General features: G+C 44.5%; 19 protein-coding genes. 11 read left to right on the forward strand and 8 right to left on the reverse strand.

What is annotated here, in order from left to right; translation table 11 throughout:
- Positions 1-41: 41 nt before the first annotated feature.
- Both AB4Z08_RS06620 and AB4Z08_RS06625 read right to left on the reverse strand, forming a co-directional pair.
- Positions 42-638: a hypothetical protein gene (locus AB4Z08_RS06620; RefSeq protein ID WP_441572943.1), complete on the reverse strand. Its 597-nt coding sequence runs from the start codon at positions 636-638 to the stop codon at positions 42-44.
- A gap of 95 nt (positions 639-733) precedes the next feature.
- A complete protein-coding gene (locus tag AB4Z08_RS06625) occupies positions 734-1,822 on the reverse strand; it encodes an MrcB family domain-containing protein (protein WP_441572944.1) in 1,089 nt (362 codons plus the stop codon).
- A gap of 124 nt (positions 1,823-1,946) precedes the next feature.
- Here AB4Z08_RS06625 and AB4Z08_RS06630 point away from each other — a divergent pair, with 124 nt between their 5' ends.
- From AB4Z08_RS06630 to AB4Z08_RS06650, 5 genes are all read left to right on the forward strand, one after another.
- Complete coding sequence (locus AB4Z08_RS06630) at positions 1,947-2,489, forward strand: RNA polymerase sigma-70 factor (protein ID WP_441572945.1); 543 nt, start codon at positions 1,947-1,949, stop codon at positions 2,487-2,489.
- A gap of 49 nt (positions 2,490-2,538) precedes the next feature.
- Positions 2,539-3,666, forward strand: a complete 1,128-nt coding sequence (locus tag AB4Z08_RS06635; RefSeq protein ID WP_441572946.1) for a FecR family protein — start codon at positions 2,539-2,541, stop codon at positions 3,664-3,666.
- A gap of 93 nt (positions 3,667-3,759) precedes the next feature.
- Positions 3,760-7,290: a SusC/RagA family TonB-linked outer membrane protein gene (locus AB4Z08_RS06640; RefSeq protein ID WP_441572947.1), complete on the forward strand. Its 3,531-nt coding sequence runs from the start codon at positions 3,760-3,762 to the stop codon at positions 7,288-7,290.
- A gap of 20 nt (positions 7,291-7,310) precedes the next feature.
- Positions 7,311-8,687 (forward strand): RagB/SusD family nutrient uptake outer membrane protein, encoded by a 1,377-nt coding sequence (locus tag AB4Z08_RS06645; protein WP_441572948.1) that lies wholly within the window; start codon positions 7,311-7,313, stop codon positions 8,685-8,687.
- A 10-nt stretch (positions 8,688-8,697) separates the two neighbouring features.
- Positions 8,698-10,176 carry a TlpA family protein disulfide reductase gene (locus AB4Z08_RS06650; protein WP_441572949.1) on the forward strand — a complete coding sequence of 493 codons (1,479 nt, stop codon included), beginning with the start codon at positions 8,698-8,700 and terminating at the stop codon, positions 10,174-10,176.
- Positions 10,177-10,295: 119 nt separating this feature from the next.
- On the opposite strand, the gene AB4Z08_RS06655 is transcribed toward AB4Z08_RS06650, so the two are convergent.
- Positions 10,296-12,143: an ABC transporter ATP-binding protein gene (locus AB4Z08_RS06655; RefSeq protein ID WP_441572950.1), complete on the reverse strand. Its 1,848-nt coding sequence runs from the start codon at positions 12,141-12,143 to the stop codon at positions 10,296-10,298.
- Positions 12,144-12,531: 388 nt separating this feature from the next.
- On the opposite strand from AB4Z08_RS06655, the gene AB4Z08_RS06660 reads away from it, so the two are divergent.
- The 3 genes from AB4Z08_RS06660 (at position 12,532) to AB4Z08_RS06670 (ending at position 17,632) form a co-directional block, all read left to right on the forward strand.
- Positions 12,532-13,998: a serine hydrolase domain-containing protein gene (locus AB4Z08_RS06660; RefSeq protein ID WP_441572951.1), complete on the forward strand. Its 1,467-nt coding sequence runs from the start codon at positions 12,532-12,534 to the stop codon at positions 13,996-13,998.
- 82 nt (positions 13,999-14,080) lie between these two features.
- Complete coding sequence (locus AB4Z08_RS06665; RefSeq protein ID WP_441572952.1) at positions 14,081-15,292, forward strand: glycosyltransferase family 87 protein; 1,212 nt, start codon at positions 14,081-14,083, stop codon at positions 15,290-15,292.
- Positions 15,293-15,355: 63 nt separating this feature from the next.
- On the forward strand, positions 15,356-17,632 hold the full coding sequence (locus AB4Z08_RS06670) for a GH92 family glycosyl hydrolase (protein WP_441572953.1): 2,277 nt from the start codon (positions 15,356-15,358) through the stop codon (positions 17,630-17,632).
- A 116-nt stretch (positions 17,633-17,748) separates the two neighbouring features.
- Here the strand turns inward: AB4Z08_RS06670 and AB4Z08_RS06675 are convergent, their stop codons facing one another.
- From AB4Z08_RS06675 to AB4Z08_RS06690, 4 genes are all read right to left on the reverse strand, one after another.
- Positions 17,749-18,837: a family 10 glycosylhydrolase gene (locus AB4Z08_RS06675; protein WP_441572954.1), complete on the reverse strand. Its 1,089-nt coding sequence runs from the start codon at positions 18,835-18,837 to the stop codon at positions 17,749-17,751.
- A gap of 58 nt (positions 18,838-18,895) precedes the next feature.
- Positions 18,896-20,014, reverse strand: coding sequence for a carbohydrate-binding family 9-like protein (locus AB4Z08_RS06680; protein ID WP_441572955.1), 1,119 nt, complete (start codon positions 20,012-20,014; stop codon positions 18,896-18,898).
- Positions 20,011-20,400 carry a GxxExxY protein gene (locus AB4Z08_RS06685; protein WP_441572956.1) on the reverse strand — a complete coding sequence of 130 codons (390 nt, stop codon included), beginning with the start codon at positions 20,398-20,400 and terminating at the stop codon, positions 20,011-20,013. Before AB4Z08_RS06685 ends, AB4Z08_RS06680 begins: the two co-directional genes overlap by 4 nt.
- A gap of 156 nt (positions 20,401-20,556) precedes the next feature.
- On the reverse strand, positions 20,557-22,605 hold the full coding sequence (locus AB4Z08_RS06690) for a M13 family metallopeptidase (RefSeq protein ID WP_441572957.1): 2,049 nt from the start codon (positions 22,603-22,605) through the stop codon (positions 20,557-20,559).
- A 152-nt stretch (positions 22,606-22,757) separates the two neighbouring features.
- Here AB4Z08_RS06690 and AB4Z08_RS06695 point away from each other — a divergent pair, with 152 nt between their 5' ends.
- From AB4Z08_RS06695 to AB4Z08_RS06705, 3 genes are all read left to right on the forward strand, one after another.
- A complete protein-coding gene (locus AB4Z08_RS06695; protein ID WP_441572958.1) occupies positions 22,758-23,942 on the forward strand; it encodes a DUF5009 domain-containing protein in 1,185 nt (394 codons plus the stop codon).
- 156 nt (positions 23,943-24,098) lie between these two features.
- Positions 24,099-24,356, forward strand: a complete 258-nt coding sequence (locus AB4Z08_RS06700) for a hypothetical protein (protein ID WP_133807026.1) — start codon at positions 24,099-24,101, stop codon at positions 24,354-24,356.
- A gap of 6 nt (positions 24,357-24,362) precedes the next feature.
- On the forward strand, positions 24,363-24,611 hold the full coding sequence (locus AB4Z08_RS06705) for a hypothetical protein (RefSeq protein ID WP_133807025.1): 249 nt from the start codon (positions 24,363-24,365) through the stop codon (positions 24,609-24,611).
- A 33-nt stretch (positions 24,612-24,644) separates the two neighbouring features.
- Here AB4Z08_RS06705 and AB4Z08_RS06710 read toward each other — a convergent pair whose 3' ends face one another.
- The gene (locus tag AB4Z08_RS06710; RefSeq protein ID WP_441572959.1) at positions 24,645-26,537 is read right to left on the reverse strand and encodes a monovalent cation:proton antiporter-2 (CPA2) family protein; all 1,893 of its coding nucleotides are present in this window, start codon (positions 26,535-26,537) and stop codon (positions 24,645-24,647) included.
- Between the last annotated feature and the right edge of the window lies 1 nt (position 26,538).

The following is a 26,538-nucleotide window of genomic DNA, read 5'->3' on the forward strand; positions in this document are numbered from 1 at the left end:
GCCAACTTAATCAAAGCTACCAAGGAAGCCTACTGATGTTTTTATCCCCGACTAAATTTATTAATCCTTTTTTCCGCGAGGATGTGTACCGCGAGTTTGAATGGATCAATATATTTTCGCTGTAAACCAATTGAAAGTAGAGCGAGCAGAGTAATGAGGGGGAATACAATTAGATTAATAAGTTGTTGCGCATATACATTCGGAGTGGGTAGTTTATAAAATAGAATAAACGAAATGAAAAGCGAAAGGAATGATAGGGTTGTTATGAGGACAAATTTTTCAGTCGATTTTATTAACTTTTTTTCTTTATTCGTAAACTCTAATTTGGGCTGTCTAATATTCGTCCAATCTATATATTTCTGAACTTTTTTTACCTGTGACCACCTCTCTATATTGTATTCTTTTTTTATGTACCTAAAGCCTGTGATTCTATTGCTATTAGTGCGTATTCCAGAGTCTTGAAAAAATTGTTCTTCATCCAGTAGCTCTTTTGTATCACGTATTTCATCGGCACTGCCATTATATTTTTTAAGAAAGAATATCCGATCTCTATAGACTTCAATTTTTTTCTTCGAGTTATAGTCAAGAATAAAAGAGAAAAGCCGACTGCTTAGTGATATTAATAGGCCTGCATTCATGATTTTTTATTTTAAAATGATAATCATGAATAAATTTAGAAACGGAAGGGCTTATAACAGTTAATGAATTCTTAAGCTTTAAGGCTTTACATTCCTTATTCCACAAACTCCCTGCTCTTCAAATACAACTTTACTAATAATTCTTCCTGTATCTTTATCCCCCGCCTACTCAATCCGTCTTCCCGCTGTCGAAGAAATACATCCAACATCTGCTTTTTCACATCTGCATTTGCATAATGAATCGCTCTGTGACAATTCGGGCACAGCGCAATAATATTTTCGGGTACATCAAGACTATACTTGAAATTATCCTGAAATTGCATTGGTATTAAATGATGGGCCTCTACAAAGTGATTCCCCGATTTAGCATTGATGAAAGTTTCATGATGCGATTTATGCTCGCATCTATGTCCTGCATTTTCTAACGCTTGTGCGGAATAACTAGCATTTCTTTTCCACGTCTCCCCAGTATTGGCCCTTTTAGAGCCCTTGGGGACAGGTCCTATTGGCGGCTTTTCAGCAGCAGTATGTTGTATTTCATCTTGAAATATTTCTTCTTTGGATCTAATTTCGATGTTCAAGATATTTGCGCCTACTAATCCCTTCAGTTCTTTATAAACTCCTACTAAATTGCGCAAATCGTCTACTAATTCGGCGTCAGATGGTAGGTTGTCAGCCTCGTATACCTTGGAACAAATAGCGCCTAGCTCATAACCTCTACCTAATGGTCGTGTAGCATTTAGCACCGGTGTTTTGAAAGAAAACCCTTCGGCAGATCTAATGATATTGCGAATTTTAGCAGTATTGATGGCTATTTCATTTTTCCCATTTTTAACACCATATTGATCCTTGTACTGTGTCCATGCCTGTTCAAGGGTTAAGTACACCCTTTTCATGTTGGCCTCAAATAGGTAGACAATATAATACCCTTTCTGTGCGGAAGTGGTGATCTCAGAGTCGAATATACATAGATGTGGAACTTCCGGCATATTCCCCTTACCTATCGAACCGTCGAATAAGTAGAGATCACTTAGACTGCTTGCATTTTTGAATTTAATGGGTAATTCCTTTTCCAATTTGTTAAAGGTGAATAGGGAACTTAGCTTTTTGTCTTCTAGGGCAGCATATATCTCCTTATCCTCTAAATAATGTTCCAATACATCTTCAAACAATTCTCTAATCATAACGATGGACGATAATGGGTATTTTGAAATCTTACAGTAATTCTCAGTATGATTCTTAAAATTACAAATTCCCTTTCAAAACCCACAATTGCAAATCCCCCCTATTCTCCCTAAATTTACCCCAATGCATACCGGCGATCCACAACTCTCCCATCACCAACTAAAGTCATTATTTGACCTGTTATACCTGCGCCTATGCCGTTTCGCAGATCAAATCATCGCCGATTCCGCCGCTGCAGAAGACATCGTCCAGGAGGCTTTCATCAAATTCTGGCAACACAATGCGGATGTAAAAGATCTAAAAGCCATTAAAACATTTCTGTATGTAATGGTGAGAAACGCATGTCTGAACCACCTTAAGCACCAAAAGGTGGTAAAGAAATTCGAGCAAACGCAGACGGAGGTGGCCGAAGAAGCGGCGGTACTTAAAGCGGAAGTATGGGGAGAAGTGTATAGAGCAATTGCTTCGCTGCCGGAAGGCTGCCGTAATGTTTTTAAGCTCAGTTACCTGGAGGGGTTAAAAAACCAGGAAATCGCTGATGAACTGAAAATTTCCATTAACACCGTAAAAACGCAAAAAGCCAGGGCGTTAGAGTTATTAAAGTTAAGATTAAAGCCGGAAGCCTTTCTGGCATTATGTCTCCTCGTTTCAGAAAAATATTTTTAGGTCTTTCACCCATTTGCAATCAGTAGATTGTTTATAGATATAGTAGCACATGGAATCATACAACCACCTGTATCACACGTCCCGGTTAATAGTGAAGTATTGGGATAATACGTTATCTGAAGAAGAGAGCGTGGAGTTGGAGGCATGGATAGCCGTGACTGAGGGTAATAGGTTGTTGTTTGAGGAATTGAGCAAGGAAGAGGTGTTAAAGGAGGAGATGCAGGCAATGGGGAAATATCATCCGCAGCAGGCCTGGGATCGTATTGAGGGCGAGGTGATGGTGAAAAGGATGGTACCCTGGGGACGGGTGGCCGCAGCCATGGCATTGATTATATTGGCTATTGGGGCGAAATGGTGGTATACCAACAGTATGGAGCCGCTAAGGCCGGTGATAGCGAAAACACAGCAGATGAAGGGAAGACCGGTGCTGATTATGGGTAATGGAGAAACGGTTGTGCTTAGCGGGACTAAAGACACGCTGTTAACAGAGCAAAGTGGTGCGAAGATTAGGCAGCAGGGCAATAAGCTGGAATATAAAGACGGCAGCGGGCCGTTAGTATATAATACCCTGCAAATACCGAGGGGAATGGATTATAGCCTTACACTGAGTGACGGCACACAGGTATGGCTGAATGCAGAGTCATCATTGCGTTTCCCGGTACATTTTACGGAGAATAACCGGAGAGTATACCTGACGGGAGAAGCCTACTTCGCGGTGGCGCCTAATGCGGCGAAGCCTTTCAGCGTCACCGCCGGGCAAGTAGAAGTGGCGGTATTGGGAACGGAGTTTAATATCATGGCCTACGAGAATGAGCCGGCAGTACAAACGGCTTTAGTCAGTGGCAGTATAAAAGTAAACACGACGATATTGCAGCCAGGTTGGGTTGGTGTTACGAGTAACGGGAACACCACTACGCAGCAAATGGATATCACTGCGTTGACAGGTTGGAAAAGAGGGATGTTTGTATTCAGGAATGATGATATCAGTACTGTATTGCACCAGTTAGAGCGCTGGTACGATGTAACGGCAGTATATCCAAAGGGGAAAGCGGGTAGCCAGCATTTCACCGGCGCCATGAAGCGCTATAATAATATAGAACAGGTACTGGAGCTATTAAATCAAACTGGGGGAGCCAATTTTAAATTGAGTGGAAGACAAATAAACGTAGCATTTTAATCAACAACCAACCAGTGTAATTGTCAGAATGATACCCGGAACGTTACGGGTAGATGATTGTCATGCTCGCTGAGCCAAAATCTCTTGTAGTCAATGAAACGATTGTTCGTATTACTGCTTTGTATGCAGTATATAGTGCCGCTATGTGCGCAGTCAGTTACGGCGAGCCTGCAGCATGTGTCCGCAGAGAAAGCATTTGCCGTTATTCAGCAACAGACCGGGTACGAGTTTTTATATAATAACGAGTCGGTAAAAAAGGCGGGGACTATCAGCCTTTCGGTAAAGCAGGCAACGTTGGAAACCGCTTTACAGCAGTGTTTTAGCCAGATCCCTTTTACCTGGAAGGTGGTGGACAAAACGATTGTAGTAACGCCTAAGCCGGTAGCAGCCACCGCAGAGTACACCATCAGCGGTCGGATATTGTCCCTGGATAGTAAGCAGCCATTGATTGGTGCCACTATCCGTGTGAAGGGTACTGATAAAGGTGCTACCAGCAACAGCAGCGGCGCGTTTGCTATTACGACCGGGATGCAGCATCCGCTTTTACAGGTGTCATTTCTGGGATATATTACGAAAGAAATCAGAGGAGAAGAGGAACAAATAATTTATCTGGAAGAAGATAAAAAGAAACTCAATGAAGTAGTAGTCACTACGGGCTATATCACGCTCCCGAAGGAACGCGCTACGGGCTCTTTTTCGCAGGTAGATAAGTCACAGTTGGATAAACGCATCACCACCAATATCCTCGATAAACTCGAAGGCCTCAGTACAGGCTTGTCTTTTTCAAGAAGTGTGACGTCCGATAAGCCTAAGCTGAGCCTACGCGGCCGCAGTACCTTGTTCTCTGAAGATCAACCTCTGATTGTAGTGAATGGTTTCCCGATAGAAGGTGATCTGAATAGCATCGATCCCGATGATGTGGAAAGCATCACCATCCTGAAAGACGCAGCAGCGGCATCTATCTGGGGTGTTCGGGCAGCCAATGGCGTGATTGTGATCACCACCCGCCAGGGTAAATTGAATCAGCGCCCTTCAGTGGAAGCAAGAACAAACATCGTTTTTGGGAAGAAGCCCGACTACAGTCAGCTGCATTTAATGAGCACCAGTGATTATATAGATGCCCAACAGATATTGTTTAAAGCAGGTAGATTTAATAACCTGTTTTCTGTTGGCAGCAGGCTGCCTATCCCGGAAGCAGTGCAGATCTGGAAAGATGAAAAAGACGGAAAGATCAGCAGCGACATCGCTGCACAAAAAGTAAACGCACTCCGTAGTATCGATATCCTGGATGATTACAGTCGCTTATTTACCAGGAATACTTTAACACAGCAGTACCAGGTAAATGTGAGTGGCGGTGGTGAAAACATGCAGTATTATCTATCTGCAGGATATGATAAAAACGCCAACTACATGGTAGGCAATGATTATGAGCGCTTCACGCTGAATACCAGCAACACCGTTCGTGTAACAAAAAAGCTGGAACTCAGCATCGCTGGACAGCTGTCTCAAGGCAATGCCACCAACCCTTTTGATGTAACAGGTAGTTCTGCTTTCGATATCATCAGCGGATCACGCAGCGCCACAAATGTAAGCGCGCAGATTCCTTCCCCCTACTCCAGGCTGGTAGATGATAACGGTAATGCGTTAAAAGTACCTTGGTTTTATAATGATGCATTTAAGCAACATGGATATGATCAGGGATTTCTGAACATGGACTACTCCCCGCTGACAGAGTACCAGCTAATGAACCGGCGTGAAAAAAGTATGGCCGTTAACGTTAGATTGGGTGTCAACTATGAAATCATTAAAGGCTTAAACCTGGATCTGAAATACAACCTGGAAAAGAACAACGGATCAGACAGAAATCTGCAGGATCAGAACACGTTTATGGTAAGAGACAATGTAAATCTCTTTTCAGAAACAATGCCTGATGGTGAGTTGGTGCGGCATCTGCCACTGGGCGATATTTTAACGCTGGCGAAAAATGATCTTACGGCGCAAACATTCAGGGGGCAGTTAAACTTCAATCGTAGCTGGCGTCAAAAGCATGTGGTGGCGGCTATTGCAGGTGCAGAGTCAAGAGAAATTCTGAGAGAAGGGAACCGGCAGCGCCTCTTCGGTTACAACGATCATACGCTGCAATTTGCGGATGTGGATATGGTCACACAATTCCCGAACTATTTCGGTTTCACCAATTCCATCGGTAGCTCGCTGGGAGTAGGTATCCCTGTAACTTATATAAAAGATCGTTTCATTTCTTACTTTACCAATGCTTCCTATACTTATCTTAACCGCTATACGTTATCCGCCAGCGGCCGTGTAGATGGTTCTAATCTTTTTGGCGTACAGCGAAATCGTCGCCTGAATCCATTGTGGTCAGTAGGTGCCGCCTGGCAGGTGCAGCGAGAGAAATTCTTTCATGCGGATTGGGTGGATATGCTGAAATTGCGTGTTACCTATGGTTTCAACGGCAACATCAACAAAACGGCTACAGCTTATACTACGGCTAATCTCCTGCCATCAGGTGAAAATGCTACTTCTTATATTCCATATGCGAATATTATTAATCCTGCCAATCCTAACCTGCGTTGGGAAAAAGTGGGGCAAGTAAACCTCGGGGTAGACTTCGCACTCTTTCACGAGTCGCTGAATGGATCGTTGGAGTATTTTAACAAGCGCGCACAGGATCTTTTTGGAAGTGCTTTCCTGGCACCTTCTACCGGCTTTAATAGCATTAGTAGCAACATTGCCGCGATGCGCACACATGGTTGGGAGCTGAAGCTGGACTCCCGTAATATCAGCACAAATAATTTCAGGTGGAACACCACCTTGATGGTGAGTGTGGCAAAAGATAAGGTGACGAAGTTTTATAACACCGGCAGCAGCATGAATCCCTCGCTGTTCCTGTTATATGGCGGCCGCGATGATGACGATCGTTCTACCTATTTGCCGGTTGAGGGATATCCCCTGTTTGGTCTCTGGGCTTATCCATGGGGCGGACTGGATGCTAAAGGAAATGCTTCCATCATAGGTCCTGACGGTAAAGCCATCAGGGATCGTTTGGAGGCAGGACGCATCTATGATAACATTTATAAAATGAAATACATGGGCGCGGTGAATCCACCGGTGTTCGGCAGCGTGGCCAATACCTTTTCTTATAAGCAGCTGAGTGTTACGGTGAATATCCTGTATAAACTGGGACATTATTATCGTGGCAGCGACCCGGGATATTTTACGATGGCGGCTATGTACCAGCGCGGCCCGGATATCTTTAAAGACCGCTGGAAACAAGTCGGTGACGAAGCGAAAACAAATATTCCGGCCTTTACTGGTGTGAGAGCGCAGGATCGGACGAACAATGATTTGTACCAGTATTCAGATGTGAATGTGAATAAAGCGGATCATGTGCGCTTGCAGGACATATTATTAAGTTACGACATCACCCGGCAAACGGTTGCCAGCCTGCCGGTGAGCCGTATCACCCTGTATGCACAGGCCAGCAATCTGGGTATTATCTGGAGAGCAAATAAAAATGGAATAGATCCGGACTATGCACCACAAACATTTTCTTCAGTGATGCCGCCGGTGCGCACACTGGCAATAGGTGCCAAGGTAGGTTTCTGATCACATCAAATAATTAAGCAATGAAGAAGAATATATATATAGTATTTGCTTTTATAGTGGCGGCTTTGGCAGGTTGTAAAGATTACCTGGATATACAGCCCAAAGACAAACTCATTCCTTACGGCGTAGAAGATTTTCGTTTATTGCTCGATGATCAGTGGACCATGACGCTAACACCGGGCATAGGAGATATCATGACGGATGATTTGTTTTTAACGGAAGATCAATACGGAGATGTGCCACAGGACTACTTTCAGCGTACTTACACCTGGAGCAAAGACCTCTTCGCTCCGGATGACGATATACGGGACTGGAGCGCGCCATATAAGATAATTTTTTATGCCAACACCATCAAAGAAGGATTAAGAGCAAATCCGGCGGGATTGCAGGAAGCACGTAACCAGGTGGAAGGGGAAGCTGATTTTTATCGCGCTTACGCCTACTTTAACCTGTTGAATACTTTTGCAAAACAATACAATGTTGCCACATCAGGTAAAGATCCGGGTGTGCCACTTCGCTTATCTTCTGATGTAACGGCGCCGGTTACACGTAATAGTGTAAAGGAAGTATATGCACAGATACTTACAGATGTGAATGATGCCATAAAACTATTGCCGGTAAAAGCAACGTATAAAACAAGACCATCCCGCGCCGCAGCCCATGCGCTGGCAGCACGTATCTACCTGCAGATAGGGGATTACGATCGGGCCATGGAACAGGCTACTGCCGGCCTGTCTCTCCAAAATACTCTGCTGGATTATAACAAGGTGGATCCGGAAAACAGCCCTTTTGATGCCGTATTTCCGGTTACCATTGTGAGCAATCCGGAAGTAATTTTCATTTCATCGACTACAGGGATATATGCGAAAAATAATTTCATCTCTCCGGATGTTTATCAGCTTTATAATAGCCATGATCTGCGTACTTCTTTATTTTTCAGAGAGATGCCGGATCAGGGCGACTATCAGTTCATCGGTAGTTATAACGATGGCGGCAGTACGAATGTGCCGAATCCATTTTCCGGGTTTTCCGTGGCAGAATTATATCTCATCCGGGCAGAATGTTATGCACGTAAAAATGAAACCGGTAAAGCGATGGGAGATCTGAATACCTTACTGGTAAATCGTTTCGAAGCAGATGCCTTTCAGCCTCTAACAGCTGCATCTCCAAAGGAAGCACTGAAAATTGTGCTGAAAGAGCGCCGGAAAGAACTGATCTTCAGAAACCTCCGCCTCATGGATCTCAAACGTTTAAATGTAGATCCGGAATATGCCATAACGTTGACGCGTACACTGAATAATGAAACGTTCACGTTATTACCTGGAGATAACCGATACGTTTTTCCTATTCCTGCAAAAGAAACTTCCGCCACCCACCTGGAACAAAACCCAAGATAAATTATATATCATGCGAGTGATCATCGTTTTTCTCATAGCATTGATTACCACATCGGTAGTAAATGCGCAACAAAAGGTAGATAAATCTGTCAGAAGTAGTCTTACTTTAACAGCCTTTCAAAAAAAAGGAAAATTCCGGATCGAACAATTATCGACAGCAAAGAATGCGGTGCTGCGGAAAGCACCACCAGCGGCAATGCTGCCATTAGATAGCCTGGATCATATTACCTGGACAACAGATATCAGCGAGCCCGTTATTATTAATTTATTAATGATCGGTGAATCTGCAATGGCTTCGCAAAAAGTTTATCTGAAGCCCGGCGACTCTTTAAGCCTGGTGTTTAATGATCAGGACACTACGGCGCATGACATAATGATGGATACACTGCACTCTCATGCAGGTACACTGAACAACGCGCTGGCATGGTATGAATATACTACCAGTGCTTACGGAAAATCCATGTCGGATAGTTTTGATGCTAAACAGGCGTCTCAACCTTTCCTGGAACAACAGCTGAAGGCAATGGATAATGCATATGCAAAGGCACAACAGATCGCTGGTAATAATAATTATCTGAAGGCATTGCATGCTTTCAACATGATCAATAACCGTTACTATTGCTGGTGGTATTATGATGAGAATAACATTGTACCTGCTATCCCGGCATCGTTGATCGGCGCGGCTTATGATGATAAAGCCTTTGGGCTGTTGAATCAGCCTGTTTTTACAACATATATTCTTCCGGGAGAAGTGAAAGCAGGGTTCTTTTTTGTATACGATTGGATGCTCAAACAACGATTTAAAAAAGAGCGTGCTGCTATTACAAATGATAGTGCTAAAATCGCTTTCCTCGGAAAAAAAGCATTGCAGTTAAGTACTTATGCTGCCTTCAGGGAGCTGGTGCAATACTGGTATGTAAAGGATGTGTATTTCCCCTATGTGCAAAAAAGTCATTCCAGTTCGGAGCTGACCATTGCCCGCAAACTCGCTGCTGATGCTGCCCTGCCGGTGAAAGATACAGCCCTCCAGAATCGTTTGCAGCAACTGATTGTGACCATGGGTAATGTGTTACCAGGCACGCCCGGCCTCAATTTCGCCCTGGAAGATCATAAAGGTAAAATCTGGCATTTCAACGACCTCAAAGGAAAAGTAGTATACATCGATGTGTGGACTACCTGGTGTGGCCCTTGCCGCATGGAAGCACCGCTTTTTGAGAAAATGGCAGCAGACTACGCAGGTAAAGAAGTAGTGTTTTTAGGTATTTCAGCAGATAGACCTAAAGATAAAGCTACCTGGATAGAAATGGCCGGCCACAAACAAACCTTACAACTGTATTCCGGCGAAAAAACAGCCTTTATGCAGTACTACCAGGTTCCTGGCTATCCTACCTTTCTGCTCTTCGATAAAGAAGGAAAAGTAGTTACCGCCAATGCACCAAGACCCAGTTCAGAAGAGACCCTGAAGGCTGCTATAAATAAGCTTTTATAAACAGTTGATAGGGGTATAGCAGGCGCACCTGCGTTCTGCTTGAAAGGGGGATTACCTCTTCTTTCCGCCATAGGTTTTCTTAAGAGGAGGCTGTCTCAAGATAGGGAGATGGCCTCTTCTTATTTATACCCTGCCGCCTGCAATTCAAATAATTCTGCATAACGTCCTTTCTTTGCCAGCAGCTGTTCGTGACTGCCTATCTCTACTAATGCACCCTTTTCCAGTACCAGTATACGATTGGCCATGCGCACTGTAGAAAACCGATGAGATATCAATACAGCAGTTTTATCCCTGGTGAGATCTGCAAAGCGTAGGAATACATTGTATTCTGCGCGCGCATCCAGTGCGGAAGTAGGTTCATCTAATATTAGCAACTGGGCATCTTTCATGTAAGCCCTTGCCAGTGCTATCTTCTGCCACTCACCACCGGAAAGTTCTATGCCCTGGTTAAAGCGGCGTCCAAGCATCTGCTCATATCCCAAAGGCATTTTTTCTATAAGCGGATAAGCCAGGCTTTGTTTAGCCGCATCTTCAATCATAGGCTGGTTGCTGCTTTGCGCTATATTACCTACGGCAATATTCTGCGATACAGTCATCTGGTATCGCTGGAAATCCTGGAATATAACGCCCACCTGTGTACGTAATTCTTTCAGATCGTATTCCCGTAAGTCCACACCATCTAATAAAATCCGGCCTTCCACAGGATCGTATAAACGAGAGAGCAGTTTCACCAGCGTGGTTTTTCCTGCTCCGTTTTCTCCTACCAGCGCCAGCTTTTCACCAGCATGCAACGTGAAGTTCAAATGACGGATGGCCCATTTATCAGAGTTGATATATTTAAAACCTACATCTTCAAAAGTAAATCCCTGTTGTATAGGTTTGGGAAAGTTCCGCGGATGAATTGGCGCCACCATCTTAGGCTGTATCTCAAAATATTCAAACAGATCACGGAGGTATAAGGCGCCTTGTGTAACCGAGGAAAAGCGGATGAGAATCCCCTGGAAGGTTGATCGCAGCTGCCGGAATGATCCTGCCAGGAAAGCCAGGTCACCAATGCTGAGATGTCCGCTGATGGTTTGCATAATAATGATCACATAGGCGGCATAGTAGCCACCGGCACCTAATACGGCAAACGCGGTTCCCCAGACAGACTCCCTTACCTGCAGCACTTTTTTATCAGTATAAAACTTATCGGAGATCGCCCGGAACCGGCTGATCAGGAAATTGGAAAGATCAAATACTTTCACCTCTTTCGCTGTTTCATCGCTGGCGCCGAGGTAGCGGATATAGTCCAGCTCACGCCTGTCGGAAGTTTGCCCCCAGGCTAATTTATAATACAGATCATTGAAATGCGACTCGTTTAAAAACGCCGGTATCACGGCAAGCAGCAACAATAATATCAGCCACGGATTAAATAACACCAACCCCGCTGCCAGGAAAACAATAGTAATCATGTCCTGGACCTGGCTTAATACCTGTGCCAGCAGCACCGTTCGCCCGGATGTTTGTTGACGCGCGCGCTCCAGTTTATCATAGAATTCCGCATCTTCAAACTGGTCAAGATCGAGGGTAGCGGCATGTTCCATGATTTTTACGGAAGTATGGTTGGCGAAAAGATCGCCGAGTAATCCATCCAGCAGCGAAATTGCGCGACTCAATGCATCTGAAATAATCGCCAGCCCGAATTCAAACGCCACCAGCTGCCAAAGCCAGGTGCTGGAATGATGTGGATCTTTATTTAACTGTACTACCTGGTCTATGATTAGTTTACCAACATAAAGTAAGGATAATGGCATGGAAGATTGCGCCACTCTAAGTACACTGTTGGCTATCGTAAGGCCAGGACTCGTTTGCCACACCATGCGGAAGAATGCCGGTAGGTTACGTAACGCTGCCAGGCGCTCTTTAAAGGTTAATTTTTCGTCCTTGCCGGAACGTTTTTTTCTAGGGCTTCCCATTGCGCTCATGCAAGTAATTTACGAAAATTGTTTCTCCAAACCTGAAAGCCGCACGCTGGCTTAGAGAGCGCGACTATATTCAATTTCTACTTTCCAATGTTCATCTGATTATTAATCTCCGGTCGCAACGGACCAATTTTCCAGACCATCATATGTTTTTTACAACCTGGAGTTTATCTGCTTGCTAAGTTTTTTCTTTACATTTGAGCTCATGTGAAAAAATCGGGTTTGCTATGATTTTATTGATAAGTTTCCTTGTAATCTTTTGTAGTGTGGTGTTTGCGGGCGTTGTATACGCTATTAATGAGCAATCAAAACAATGGGCGAAGTCGGAAAATTAAAACTGCAGTTATACCGCAGCCACGAATACTAATTTAAGCCCAATCAATATGCTGTTATGCCGAAGTCTTTCCTGCCATGCGTTTTGCTGGCGTTGACCCTCCATGTTTCTGCACAAGACAATCATAAAATGGAGCAGGTGGAAAATAACCTGAAGCCCTGGTTTCAGCCAGAAGGTGCACCTGCCATGGGTTTTAACATCTATGACCGCATGAAGGCATATAACATACCTTCAGTTTCTATTGCGGTCATCGACAACGGAAAAATTTCCTGGGCAAAAGCATATGGCCTTGCAGATGTAGCGGAAAATAAACCAGCTACTACGCAAACTATTTACCAGGCTGCATCTATCAGTAAACCTGTAAATGCTATCGGGGTAATGAAACTGGTAGAAGGCAACAAATTGTCATTGGATAAAGATATTCGCGGTTATCTCAAAACCTGGAAATTTCCAGAGAACCAGTTTTCAAATAATCAAACCATCACCCTCCGGAACCTGATGAGTCATACAGCCGGACTAAATGTGCATGGATTTGGTGGGTATGAAGCCGGTACTCCCCTGCCGGATATTAATCAGATCCTTAATGGTGAAGCTCCTGCCAATAGCCCCAGGGTAGCTCCTATATATAAGCCTGGTGAAAGAGTGGAGTACTCCGGTGGCGGCACCACCATTATCAGGAAAATCATTGAAGATAATATCGATAAAGATTACGCGGGTTTGTATCAGAAGATGGTACTAACACCGTTGCATATGACGCATAGTACCTTTGTGCAGCCATTGCCGCCGGCGTTGGCCGTAAATGCTGCCACGGCTTATAAAGAAGACGGAGCGCCGCTGAAAGGCAAATATCATGTATACCCTGAAGTGGCGCCAGATGGCCTCTGGACAACCCCTTCGGATCTCGCTACGTTCGCTATTGGCATACAACAGTCGCTGGACAGCAGCAAACATAGCTTCCTCCGGCCAGCTACAGTACGAACCATGTTAACGCCCGTTACGCCGCAGGAAAATAATGCCCTCGGTTTTTTTATTGAGACTACGGATACAGAAAAATTCTTTCAGCATAGTGGAGGCAACGAAGGATTCAGATGTATGTTGTTCGCTGGCGAAACAAACCACCAGGGGGTAGCGGTGATGATCAACTCAGACAACGGCGGCATTTTAAGGGAAATTGTAAATGCGGTGGCTGAAGTGTATGGCTGGAAGAACTTCTACAAGCCAGTCATCAAAAAGATAATCAACCCTGCCACAGACAGCCTCCAGGCGTACACCGGCAAGTACCTCATCAAAAACCAGGATCTGAACCTGTATCTGGAATTTGTTGTGCAAAACGGTCTTCCCGGTTTGATCCGCTCAGATAGAAAGGTCTGGGAGCAACTTTATTTCACAGATGAAAGCAATGCTTTCCTGCTTTCAGAACAGTTTAATTTCCGGTTTACCCGCAATGCCAGCAGCCAGATAGACCATATTGTTATTTCAAATAGCAATGTTAGCATGAACGCCCAAAGAGTAACTGCAGAATAATTAACACAACAGTAGAGGGATGTGCATTTCTGATGCGTCATACCTTCGTACTGTAGCTTTTAATTATTTAGTAATTATTGATATGCGTGAAAAAAGGAATGTGCTGACTTATCTGGCGGAAAAGGAATGGCTAATCATGTCTTTATGGTTCGGACTGGCCTTCCTGGGCGCTGTCATGGAGATATCCAGAGGTAATATTAATAATTTTCTAATATTTAAGAACGTATTTTTCCACCTCATTCATCAGCAACCTTTATACATTCAATACCCCGCTGAGTATTATGATGTAAACCTTTATGGCCCTGTATTCAGTATCATGATTGCCCCATTTGCCGGTCTGGATACTCACCTCGGAGCCATGCTGTGGGCAATGACAGGTGCTGCTGCACTTTTTTATGCTATCCGCCAGCTACCCCTTACCCGCATGCAGCAAAACATCATCCTGCTGTTATGTACCCAGGAGCTCATGGGCGCCAGTGGATGGTTCCAGCTAAACCAATTTATAGGCGCTTTCATTATACTTACTTTTACTAATACGATCAAAGGAAAAGAGCTGTGGGCTACTTTCTTCATTGTATTAGGTACGCTTACCAAATTTTATGGCATCGTGGGACTGGCATTTTTCTTTTTCAGTCCTAATCCAAGACGCTTCATCGGAGGGCTAATCCTGTGGGGCGCGGTAATGTTTGCCTTGCCTATGGCTATTTCTTCTCCTCAGTATATCATCAACTGCTACTTTGAGTGGTATGCGGCACTGGTACATAAAAATGCCCTGAACGTAGGAGACAATGCTATCTTCCAGGATATTTCAGCCGGCGGCTTTATCAAACGGGTGTTTCATATTCCCTGGTTAAACAGCCTGGTAGTGCTGATTCCGGCAGTAATCTTATTCGGGTTGCAGTATACACAACTGAAATATCGCTACAACTCCCGTTACCGTTTATATATTTTATGTTCTACTTTAATGTTCCCGGTACTCTTTAGCAGTAGCTCGGAATCGCCCACCTATATCATTGCTATACCAGCCATCTGTATCTGGTACGTGATGCAGCCGGCAACTAAGTGGAATAATATATTTATCTTTTTTGCCATCCTGTTTGTGAGCTTCTCACATTCTGATCTGGTAACTCCCTGGGTAAGAAAAAATCTGGCGGTACCTTATGCCCTGAAAGCCTTGCCCTGCCTGGTGTTATGGTTAATGATCGCATATGAGATCTATACCCGTAAATTTTTGTTGAAAAAAGAACATGCTCCCGCGCCTGTACAGGAATTGAAGGCCATCGCCCATTTATAAAAAAATTAACTAAAAAAGTAATAATCAGGCCGTAAATTGCCAGATTATTAAAGGTTTTTGATTATGAACACGGGATTCAAGATAGGTGGCGCACTCGCGTTATCTGCAATGCTGTTTCACAGCATACAGGCAGATGCTCAGAAAAAAGAAACATTTGTTGAAAGTAAATCAGTCGCCTCAGTAGATCCATATATTGGCTCCGGTGGACATGGACACGTATTCTTAGGGGCCAGCGTGCCTTATGGTGCCGTACAAACAGGTCCTACCAATATTGTGAAGGGTTGGGATTGGTGCTCCGGTTATCACTATTCAGACAGTGTATTAATAGGCTTCTCTCAGATGCACCTCAGCGGCACCGGTATTGGTGACCTGGGGGATGTACTCGTAATGCCTTATACCGGCAAGGTGAGAACTAACAGGGGTACGCAGGAAGATCCTACTTCAGGATACGGTTCCCACTACTCTCATGACCGCGAAACAGCCCGTCCCGGATACTATTCCGTTCAGCTGGACGACTACAATATCAAAGCAGAACTAACGGCATCAGAAAGAGTTGCTTTACATAGGTATACTTTCCCGAAAGATCAACCTGCTAATATCATCATCGACCTGAAAGAAGGTATCGGCTGGGATGCTCCGGTAGAAACATTTATCCGTCAGGTAGATGAATATACCCTGGAAGGCTACCGCTACTCCAAAGGTTGGGCAGAAGACCAACGCCTCTGGTTTGCTATCAAGTCGTCTGTACCGGTTAAGCAATTCCTGGTATTTGATGGAGATACCAAACAATCAGGTAACTCCGTAAAGTCAAAAGCCGCCAGGGGTGTTATCTCCTTTGATAAATCTCCGGGTCAGGTAATGCTGAAAGTGGGTATCTCTCCGGTAAGCAGTGAGAATGCACTCGCTAATATCAAGGCAGAAATTCCAGGCTGGGACTTTACCAAAACAGTAAACGCCGCCAATGCCAAATGGGATAAAGAACTCTCTAAGGTAAAAATAGAAACGAAAGATGAGGCAGYGCGTCGTGTATTCTACACAGCCATGTATCATACTATGATTGATCCTGCTTTATTCAACGATCATGATGGCAGCTACCGTGGCACAGATAAAAAAGTATATACCAATCCCGGATTCGATAACTATTCCGTATTCTCTTTATGGGATATCTATCGTTCCTGCGCACCATTGAGCACCATCCTGCACCCTGAAAAGGTAAACAGCTTTGTGAACTCTATGCTCGCTATCTACAAGCAACAGGGCAAATTACCGGTATGGCACCTGATGGGTAATGAAACCAATTGCATGGTAGGTTATCATGCAGTTCCTCCTATCGTTGATGCTTATCTGAAAGGCTTTACCGGCTTTAATGCAGAAGATGCATTTGCTGCCATGAAAGCTTCTTCTACCCGCGATGACCTGGGTGTGAAATACGTAAAAGAGTTAGGATACATCCCTGCTGACAAGGAATATGAATCCGTTTCTAAAGCACTGGAATATGCGATCGATGACTGGTGCATCGCCGCTATGGCCAAAAAATTGGGTAAAACTACTGACTACGAATACTATAAAAAACGCGCGGGCTACTATAAAAACTATTTCGATAGCACCATCCGCTTTGTTCGTCCACGTATGAGCGATGGCAGCTTCAAAACACCTTACGATCCATTCAACTCCATTCATGAAAAAGGCGACTTCACCGAAGGTAATGGCTGGCAGTATACCTGGCTGGTGCCACAGGATGTAGAAGGTCTTATTAGCCTCATGGGTGGTGATGATGCTTTCACCCGTAAGCTCGATAGCCTCTTTACCGCTAAAGGCGATATGGGTGCAGAAGCCTCCAGTGATATCTCTGGTCTCATTGGTATGTATGCACACGGTAATGAGCCTAGCCACCACGTTACCTATATGTATGCTTTCTCCGGTTACCAATGGAAAACCGCTGAAAAAGTAAGACAGGTAATGAAAGATTTCTACTTCGACAAACCGGAAGGTTTGGCCGGTAACGAAGATTGCGGCGCTATGTCTTCCTGGTATGTATTCTCTTCTTTGGGCTTCTATCCTGAAAACCCAGCCAGTGGCGTGTATGTATTAGGCAGTCCGCTGTTTGATAAAGCAACTATTAATGTAGGTGCTGGTAAAACATTCACTGTACAGGCCATCGGCAATAGCCCTGAAAACATTTATATCCAGAGCGTTACCCTCAATGGAAAGCCTTACAGCAAAAGCTTTATCACGCATCAGGATGTAGTGAAAGGTGGTACCATGGTAGTTAAAATGGGTAACAAACCTAATTACGACTTCGGTAAAGCAGCAGCAAACAGACCAAAGAATATATTGTAATCGATAGGGAGTATGCTCCCGGTGATATATAAAAAGATTAGCGAAGACAGATACATTTTTCAGTATCGGTCTTCGCTAATCTTTTTTATGAGATGGCCTTAAAATAAGGACAATGCTTATGCGCTCTCTCCCAGTATCCGTAGCACTTCCGGCGTCACTTCTCCGAAAATGGAAACACCCGCAGCGCCATTCTGAACAGCTAGTCTAACCGCTTCCGCCAGCTCGGTGTAGTTGCCGTGGAAGTCCGGTAAATAAAGACCGGCATACAGCGGAAACGCACCATGCAAACCCTTCACACCTTCTGCTACCGCATCCCCTATCCAGCTTACATTTTCCCGGTAAAATCCATGATATATCATGGGACATACAGCATTCAGAGGCCAGTTGGTCCAATCCTGCCGTACAATACGTTTGGCAATTTCCGGTGTAGGAAATACCGCTGCTGAAATAGGTTTCTTATGTTGTCTGGCTACCTGCGCCAGGTTACTGACCACGTTGGTAATACGATCATAACGAAACTTTCGCCAGGAAGGGCTTTGGTCAGGATGCTCCATCTGTAATGGATCTACACCGCTTTTTTCTTTATATGCATTGCGGCATTGATCACAATAACAGAAATCATATTCCGGTAATTCTTTTGACTGATCAATACCGTAATTACTCCACAGGTTCACTGGTAGTATCACATCGCAGTAACGCACATAATCCAGGTGAATACCATCTACATAATCCAGGCTAAGGATCTTTTCTACCTGGTCTTTCAGATAGTTAACTACTTCAGGTTTGCTGGGACACAGCCAGCGGTAGTAATCTACATAGGGAGGATGATCAGCACAGGATTCTCCTTTACGGTTTCTGGCGTACCATTCAGGATGACTGGCCAGCAATTCTTTCTCGCCGCGGTTCATGGTCCATATCCAGCGGTGCGCTTTGATACCATTCGCTTTCGCCGTTTTAAAATGTAATGGACTGTCGGCTTCAAACATGATATCCGTAATTCCTGCTTTTCTGTAAGCGGCATATCTTTGCTGCAATACGGCAGCAGTGTCTTTGTGATCCGGATTGATCCACACGCGGTGCTGCACTGCTGTTTTTTCCAGTCTGGGCGCCTTTTTAGTGGCTGCCGCAGCACTTCCAGGTAACAAGGGAGCTGTTAGCGCCAGTCCTCCAATACCTAATGATTTAATAAAAAGACGTTTATCCATATCCGTTATTTTCTGTTTTAGATAGCATGGTTTTCCTCGTGAATACGCAGGTAGCTGTTTATTTTCTATTACCCCCAATTCTTCCTTCCTGGTTAATACTCATAGTACCAGGAAAATTGCTGCCGGTAACGCTGGCGGTAAACTGGGAAGTAATTCCTTCCATCGTGAAGTTATATATCTGGCCGTTGGCGGCGGTTTCTTTTGCAGGCAGCTTCAACGCTTCCAGGCTGCTCGCATATTTGCCATTACTGTATTTGTATGTCTGTTGCGCATAATAAATACGCCACAGGTAAGCTTTGGCGTCTTCTGATGCTGGTAACTGGAAAGTAGCTTGTGCTTGGGTGGTGAACAACAGGTAGCCCCATCTTTCCGGCGCATGCATATTTATGATGTCCTGTGGCGACCATACCCAGTTGTTTTCAGGCTTTTGCTGCTTCACATATTCACCATTCTTTATGTCGGTATCCCATTCTACCCTTGAAAAGTTAATCCGCCATAAGCTGTTATCTGTGGGCTTTTGGCTACTACCAAAAAAGCGGAGTGCACTAAATGGAATGGCCATTTCTACCGTCCATTCTTTGTCGGTGTCCTTTGCATTATTAAGTGTGCCGTTTACTTGTACAGCTGTGCGAATCCCCTTGGTGTCCCAGTTCAGCAGGGCTTCACCGCCATTGCGGTAAGGCTTGCCCATATACAGGTCCATCACCGTATTCAGGGCATTGATTTCTATTTCATAATACTGATGTGTATCTCCATCAGGATCTATAAATACTTCAAAATCATTGTCATGGAAAATGATCGCATCATGGTCGCGCAGTGTCGCCCATATATGCGGTTCCTGCAGCTCGGCGGCAATATAGAGGTACTTGTCGTCCCACATCATCTTCACCCTGGTGCGCAGCCGTGGGGTAGGTTTAGCCTTGCCTTCAATGTCCTCGAAATCTGCTGTCCAGTTAACCTGTTTCCATGCCGCTTCATCCAGCTTGCCATCAACTACCACACTCCCTTTTACCTGGTAGCAGATGTAATGCTTCGGTGTTCCGGTGAAGGGCTTAAAGGCATCAGAGAAGGTTTGAGCGGAGGTTGTCTTACTCAGGATTATACTGATTATACTGATTGTGCAGATTATACTGATTGTGCGGATTATCTTTTTTATACTATTATGTCTTGTTCTCATTGAAACTTGTCGTTGAATAGTCTTTTAAATTCAAGGCTTGGCGTGCCAAAGTTAATAAGTAATCCCGTGTCTACATTATACGCTTTAAGATAGCTTTTTGCCTGAGATATATGTACTTGTTCTGTCATTACTAATGCTTTCAGTTCCACAGAAATAACGTTTTCAACAATGAAGTCTGCTCTGCGACCTCCTACATACAATCCTTTATAATATATTGGACTCTCTTTTTCTCTTTCAAAAAGAATTCCTTTCTCATCCATTTCAATGGCCAGGGCACGCTGATATATTACTTCCTGAAATCCAGGACCTAAAACGCGATGGACATGCATAGCACATCCTATTATTTTACCAGTAAGCTCAGAATGCTTGTAGTTAGGGTTAATCATAAAGTAAGGTTAAAACAAACAATACCCCTAATTTAACCAATTCACTACATAAAAAAAGAGCCGGAATAATATCCGGCTCAAATCTCAAAAAACATAAAATCAAAGTCTTAAAAAAATCATCAAAATCAGTATAATCCTGATCAAGACAAAAACTCGCTACCAGATCCTCACTCTCGTACTATCTGCTCTGTACATACCATCTCCTGGCTTAAGACCATACACTTCATAGAATGCATCTACATCACTAAATGGCCCATTCACCCTGAACTTAGCAGGAGAATGTACATCAGTGAGCACTTGTCTCGCCAATGCTTCTTTTTTAGTGTGGCCTAACCATCCCAGTGCATAGCCCATAAAGTAGCGCTGCGACGGAGTATAACCGGCAATTTTCTCGTTTTTCTTGAACTGTGCTGTTTTCTTGAAAGCTTCCCATCCAAGCAGTATACCGCCAAGGTCGGCAATATTTTCACCGAGTGTGGCTTTACCGTTGATGCGTAAGGTATCCACTACTACATATCCATTGAATTGTTTCACCATCACAGCCGCACGATCATTGAATTTCCTTTCATCATCTTTTGTCCACCAGCTTTTCAGGTTGCCGGCGGCATCAAATTGGCGGCCTTCATCATCAAAGCCATGGGTGATTTCGTGGCCAATGGTGGAAGCACCTGCATATCCGTATACCAGGGCGTCATCCAATTCCTCATCGCGCTTGCCTGGAACAGTGAAGATACCAGCAGGCAACACAATTTCATTGTTGCTGGGGTTGTAGTAGGCATTGTACGTTTGTGGTGTCATATCCCACTCGGTGCGGTCTACTGGTTTGCCCAGTTTATTTATCTGGTATGCTAACCACCACTGACGCGCGGCTTGCATATTCTCATAGTAGGATTGTTCTTTGATATCCATGGCAGAAAAATCTTTCCACTTGTCGGGATAACCTACTTTCTTCGTGATCTTAGAAAGTTTGTATAATGCTTTTTGCTTGGTACTATCGCTCATCCACTCCAGGTGTTCGATACGTGTTTTCAGTTCTGCACGAATTTCTTCTACCAGGTTTTCGTATCTTTTTTTAGCGGTTGCATTAAAGAACTCTTTTGCAAAAAGTTGTCCCAGCGCTTCGCCGATGGCGCCTTCTTCAGCATCCAGTACACGCTTCCAGCGGGGCTTCTGCTTATCCTGTCCTCTCATCAGCGTACCGTAAAAGGCGAAGTCGGTGTTGGCAATTGTGTCGCTCAACATCTCGGAAGATCTGTTGATCAGGTTCCACTTCAGATAATTTTTCCAGGTGTCAAGTGGTTGCGACTTAAGAGCATTGCTTAAGGCCGTATAGAATTCAGGTTGACCAACAATTACGGTATCTGCAAATTTGCTGATGCCCTGTTGTTTGATGAAATCTACCCAATCAACACTGCCGGCAATTTTATTCAGGTCGGTCACCGCCATTTTGTGGTAGTTGGCTTCAGGATCACGAAGGGCTTCCAGTTTGCGACTGGATTTAGCCAGTATGGTTTCCAGTGCTATTACGCCGGCAGCAGCCTTTTTAGCAGCAGTGCTGTCAAGACCGGTAAATTGCAGCATCTTCGCCACATGCACCGGATAAGCATTTCTTATTTTGGTGGTGCGTTCATCTGTATTGAAATAGTAATCACGGTTAGGTAAGCCTAAGCCACCCTGTGAAAACTGCGCGATGATTAACTCACTGTTTTTTGCATCCTGTCCTATGGATAGGTCGCACATAACACCGGTTTGGTTGTGCTGTTTGGCAGCCAGTTGCACCAGTTGTTGCATATTCGTCACTGCATCAATGGCCTTCAGGCCTTCTTCAATAGGTTTGATCCCATCTGCATTGATTTTCACGGAGTCCATTCCGCTTTTCCAGAAGGCTGCTATCTTTTTGGAAATAGCATCAGTAGGATTTTCTACCGCCTTTTCGTTGATGGTACGGAGACGTTTGTACAGTTCTTCCTGTACCAGGTTACCTATTCCCCAGGAGCTATATTCAGGAGGAATGGGATTACGCTTTATCCAACCGCCATTGGCATAATCAAAAAAATCCTGGGCGGGATTAACAGTACTGTCTACGTTGGCGGCTACGGCATCAGGAGTAGCTTCGGTAGTGTCGGCACTTTTTGTTCCCTGGTTGCAGGCTACGAAACAAGCCATACTGGCTATACCGGCCCCAGTGAGAATGAATTTCATCATAAGCTGTAGAGAATTTTGTTGTCGGGAGAAAGGTAATTATTTTTTATCAACCTCCTTATTAAAAAGGGCTTAATGGTAGTAGGATAATTTGAAGTAAAAGATCGTTTAATGTTGTATTTTGTTACGAAGTCAACTGCTTACCCATTACACTTATGATCAATAAATTGAGGCCCGGCCGTATTTTATCTATCGATGCATTTCGCGGCATCACTATTCTTGTCATGATTTTCGTTAATAGTGTAGCGGGCGTAAGCGGTATCCCTTCCTGGATGCAGCATGCACATGGTAATGAAGACAGGATGACTTTTGTGGATGTAGTATTTCCGGCGTTTCTTTTTATCGTAGGGATGTCTGTTCCTTTTGCTATCAACAGCCGGCTAGCGAAAGGTGATTCTTTCTGGAAATTACAACAACACATTGCGTGGCGCACGTTAGGCTTATTGGTGCTGGGTGTTTTCATGGTGAATGCGGAAGAAGTAAATGCAGCTGCAACAGGTATGAATGGCGCGTTGTGGGCATTGTTATTTTATGCGTGTGTAATACTGGTTTGGAATGTATATACGTTTAAGCAGCCCTGGATCAGCTGGTGCGGCAAAGGTATTGGCCTGGCAGGATTAATTATGTTGGGTATCATATATCGCGGCGGAGATGGTAGCGAACGATTAAGTCCACAGTGGTGGGGCATTCTGGGGCTCATTGGATGGGCTTACCTGTATGCATGTATTATTTATCAGTTGTTCAGAGGCAATGCCGGTGGTATTATGCTGATGATAGCTGTTTGTATTGGGTATTATGCGTTATGTCAACGTTCGTTTATACAAAACAGTGGCTGGAGCTGGCTGACAACGCAACAGGGTAATGCAGCACACACAGCTATTATGTTGTGTGGTATGGTGCTAACCTTGTTTTATTTCGATGAAGAGTTGGGCTTAACCGGCAGTAAATTATTTGCGCGGGTTACTGGTTTTTTAATCATCATTTTAATTGCTGCCTGGCGTTTACGACCGGCTTATAAAATATCAAAGATTCACGCTACGCCCAGCTGGTGCCTGTATAGTGCCGCTATTTGTGTAGCTGTATTTTCCTTTTTATATTTTTTGATAGATGTAAAACATATCAACAAATGGACTGCCTTTTTCCGCCCTGCAGGATCTAATCCACTACTCACTTATATACTGCCGGACATTGTTTTCTACGGCATGCTGCTGGCCGGTATCGCTTTACCTGCTGTATTGGGAGAAGGGTGGCCGGGTATGGCCTGGTGCGCCTTTTTCGCAGTGGCCATGCTTTTTGTGGTAAAAGGTTTAAACAAGCTGGGAATTCGTTTGCAACTGTAACAATCTTACACAATACACCGTTTTAACGCTCGTAATGTAGAAATATATCTACGTGAAATACATCTGTATACCCGTGTATCACGTAGATATGACATGGCATTTCGTTTGCCGCTGTCACTACGGATGCAAGATTTTTTGTCCCAAAAAAAGTTCCCCATGAAAAAAATCGCGGTAGTATTGGTGTTAGCAGGAGTGATTTTAGCTATCTTAGCACAGTACGCCTACATCAATGACTGGGTGTGGTTTAAAGTATTCCATACACTCGGATTTATAGGCTACATATTTATCATCAGCGGTCTTGCTTATTTTTCCCTGTGGTTAATTCATCTGTTTTCCCGTGATGAAAAAAACAGGATAAAACGCTACTATCATCGCCATAGAGGGGATGCAGCAGCCAATACTGCACAACGGTAACAACATATGTCAGATATTTTCACACTCAAGTTTGAATACAAAGGTCATCCGCACATCCTGGAAGTGCAGACTGCACATCAGCAATATAAAACAGTATATAAGGTAGCCATCGAAGAGCATGAAATTGTTTACGAACCTGATGAAGAAGGCTTTGTACGCGCCATCTCCAGCAAGCCGATGCATGATCATTTAAATGCAGTGGATGTGGGATTATTACACCGGGTAGCCGAACTCATTGTAGAACATATTCAGTAATACCTCATGCAGGAGGCGCAAATGGACAAACCATTATGCCTCCTCTCCTTTTTCTCCCCTGATTTCATCACGTAAAGATTCAGGGTCCCATCCCTGTCCTTCATCCAGCCAGGTTTTCACGCGATCAGAGGAAATGAGTTTTTCCATTTCCTCAATGCGTTCTTTCATGGAATTGATATACTGCTTTTTGTCATCGCGTAAGGCCGATAAACCTTTTAATGTCCGTTCATCCTGCCGGAAAAAAGTACGGGCAGCCCGTTCACTCCGATAGGCCCGATTCCCCAACATGCGGAGGGCATCTACGCCTACCCGCAGGGAAGTATCTACCGTTTCGCGATAGATGTGTAACACGCCCAGATCCATCAACTCAAAAGTGTCTTCATTATTTTCGGCCCTTACCAATAATTGCAGATGGGGGAAATACCGCTGCGCGATTTTTACGATATCACGGGTTTGCTCCGGATGATCCGTGGCAATGATCAGCATTTTAGCATCCTTGGCACCTGCTGCTGCCAGCAGATCATAACGGGAGGCGTCTCCATAATATACTTTAATGCCCAGGTTATGCAATGCATCTACGCGGTCAGAATCCAGGTCCAGGATGGTGGCATTGATGCCATTGGCACGCAGGAAACGCCCTGTCATGCTGCCAAAGCGGCCAAATCCTGCTATAATTACCGGGTTCTTTTCATTGATTTCATCCGCTTCCCGCTCTGCACTTACCTCTGATCTCGTGAAATAAGGCTGTATCACTTTTTCATACAACAACATAATCAGCGGCGTGAGCGCCATACTAATAGCCACCACAGCTGTCATCATGGCGGTCATCTCCGTACTCATCAGGTGCGTTTGGGAGGTGAACGACAACAGCACAAAGGCAAATTCTCCGATGTCCGCCAGGGCAAAGGCAAACAACAGGTTTTGGTCAATATTCAGCTTGAATATTTTGCCCAGCATCAGCAATACTATTCCCTTTAATGCCATGATACCCGCTACCAGACCAAAGATCAGCCAGGGCTGCGTCATGATTAATCTGAAATCTATAGAGGCGCCCACGGCAATAAAAAATAGGCCCAGCAATAAACCTTTGAATGGTTCAATATCACTTTCCAGTTCGTGCCGGTATTCACTGTTGGCCAGCACTACGCCTCCCAAAAAGGCTCCCAGCGCAGAACTCAGCCCCACAAGATTCATCAGTACTGCGATGCCAACTACCATCAGTAAAGCGGTGGCGGTAAATAGTTCGCGCACCCGTGTACGGGCTATAATCCGCATCAGCGGCCGCACGAGATATCTGCCGGCAATGATAATGATGGCTACTGCCCCCAGTACCACCAGTGTTTGTCCCCAGCCGGGTAAGTTCTCCCGCAGTGAAGGTGAATGAGCTGCGGTATCTGCAGCCGCATTGCCCGCCAATAAAGGAAAGACGGCCAGCATCGGAATCACGGCAATATCCTGGAACAGTAATACCGAGAAGGCACTCTGTCCGGCAGCAGTTCCCATCCACCCTTTCTCATTCAGTGTTTGCAGCACTATCGCCGTGGAAGACAGCGATAAGATCATGCCCAACGCCAGTGATGTATTCAAAGGTTGTCCTATCAGAAAGGCAATACCTGCTATAGCGGCGGCACTTAATATCACCTGTAAACCACCCAATCCCAGAATCGAAGCCCGCAATCGCCACAACAGCGCCGGCTCCAGCTCAATACCAATCAGAAACAGCATCATCACTACACCGAATTCCGCGAAATGCATAATGTCTTCTCCTTCTCTCCCTATAAAACCAAGTAAAGAAGGACCTATGATAATACCCGCTATCAGATAGCCCAATACTGCACCCAGCCCCATTTTTTTGGCAAGAGGCACAAATACAATGGCCGCCGCCAGGTATACCATCGACTGAAATAGTAAGGAATGTTGATCCATA

Origin of the sequence: Chitinophaga sp. RAB17, assembly GCF_052114225.1 — a bacterium.
In the GTDB taxonomy this organism is placed as follows: Bacteria; Bacteroidota; Bacteroidia; order Chitinophagales; family Chitinophagaceae; genus Chitinophaga.

Coding starts and splice junctions, on each gene's coding strand:
- AB4Z08_RS06620 (WP_441572943.1), bottom strand. CDS start 638: ATGAATGCAGGCCTATTAATATCACTAAGCAGTCGGCTTTTCTCTTTT.
- AB4Z08_RS06625 (WP_441572944.1), bottom strand. CDS start 1,822: ATGATTAGAGAATTGTTTGAAGATGTATTGGAACATTATTTAGAGGAT.
- AB4Z08_RS06630 (WP_441572945.1), top strand. CDS start 1,947: ATGCATACCGGCGATCCACAACTCTCCCATCACCAACTAAAGTCATTA.
- AB4Z08_RS06635 (WP_441572946.1), top strand. CDS start 2,539: ATGGAATCATACAACCACCTGTATCACACGTCCCGGTTAATAGTGAAG.
- AB4Z08_RS06640 (WP_441572947.1), top strand. CDS start 3,760: ATGAAACGATTGTTCGTATTACTGCTTTGTATGCAGTATATAGTGCCG.
- AB4Z08_RS06645 (WP_441572948.1), top strand. CDS start 7,311: ATGAAGAAGAATATATATATAGTATTTGCTTTTATAGTGGCGGCTTTG.
- AB4Z08_RS06650 (WP_441572949.1), top strand. CDS start 8,698: ATGCGAGTGATCATCGTTTTTCTCATAGCATTGATTACCACATCGGTA.
- AB4Z08_RS06655 (WP_441572950.1), bottom strand. CDS start 12,143: ATGAGCGCAATGGGAAGCCCTAGAAAAAAACGTTCCGGCAAGGACGAA.
- AB4Z08_RS06660 (WP_441572951.1), top strand. CDS start 12,532: ATGCCGAAGTCTTTCCTGCCATGCGTTTTGCTGGCGTTGACCCTCCAT.
- AB4Z08_RS06665 (WP_441572952.1), top strand. CDS start 14,081: ATGCGTGAAAAAAGGAATGTGCTGACTTATCTGGCGGAAAAGGAATGG.
- AB4Z08_RS06675 (WP_441572954.1), bottom strand. CDS start 18,837: ATGGATAAACGTCTTTTTATTAAATCATTAGGTATTGGAGGACTGGCG.
- AB4Z08_RS06680 (WP_441572955.1), bottom strand. CDS start 20,014: ATGAGAACAAGACATAATAGTATAAAAAAGATAATCCGCACAATCAGT.
- AB4Z08_RS06685 (WP_441572956.1), bottom strand. CDS start 20,400: ATGATTAACCCTAACTACAAGCATTCTGAGCTTACTGGTAAAATAATA.
- AB4Z08_RS06690 (WP_441572957.1), bottom strand. CDS start 22,605: ATGATGAAATTCATTCTCACTGGGGCCGGTATAGCCAGTATGGCTTGT.
- AB4Z08_RS06695 (WP_441572958.1), top strand. CDS start 22,758: ATGATCAATAAATTGAGGCCCGGCCGTATTTTATCTATCGATGCATTT.
- AB4Z08_RS06700 (WP_133807026.1), top strand. CDS start 24,099: ATGAAAAAAATCGCGGTAGTATTGGTGTTAGCAGGAGTGATTTTAGCT.
- AB4Z08_RS06705 (WP_133807025.1), top strand. CDS start 24,363: ATGTCAGATATTTTCACACTCAAGTTTGAATACAAAGGTCATCCGCAC.
- AB4Z08_RS06710 (WP_441572959.1), bottom strand. CDS start 26,537: ATGGATCAACATTCCTTACTATTTCAGTCGATGGTATACCTGGCGGCG.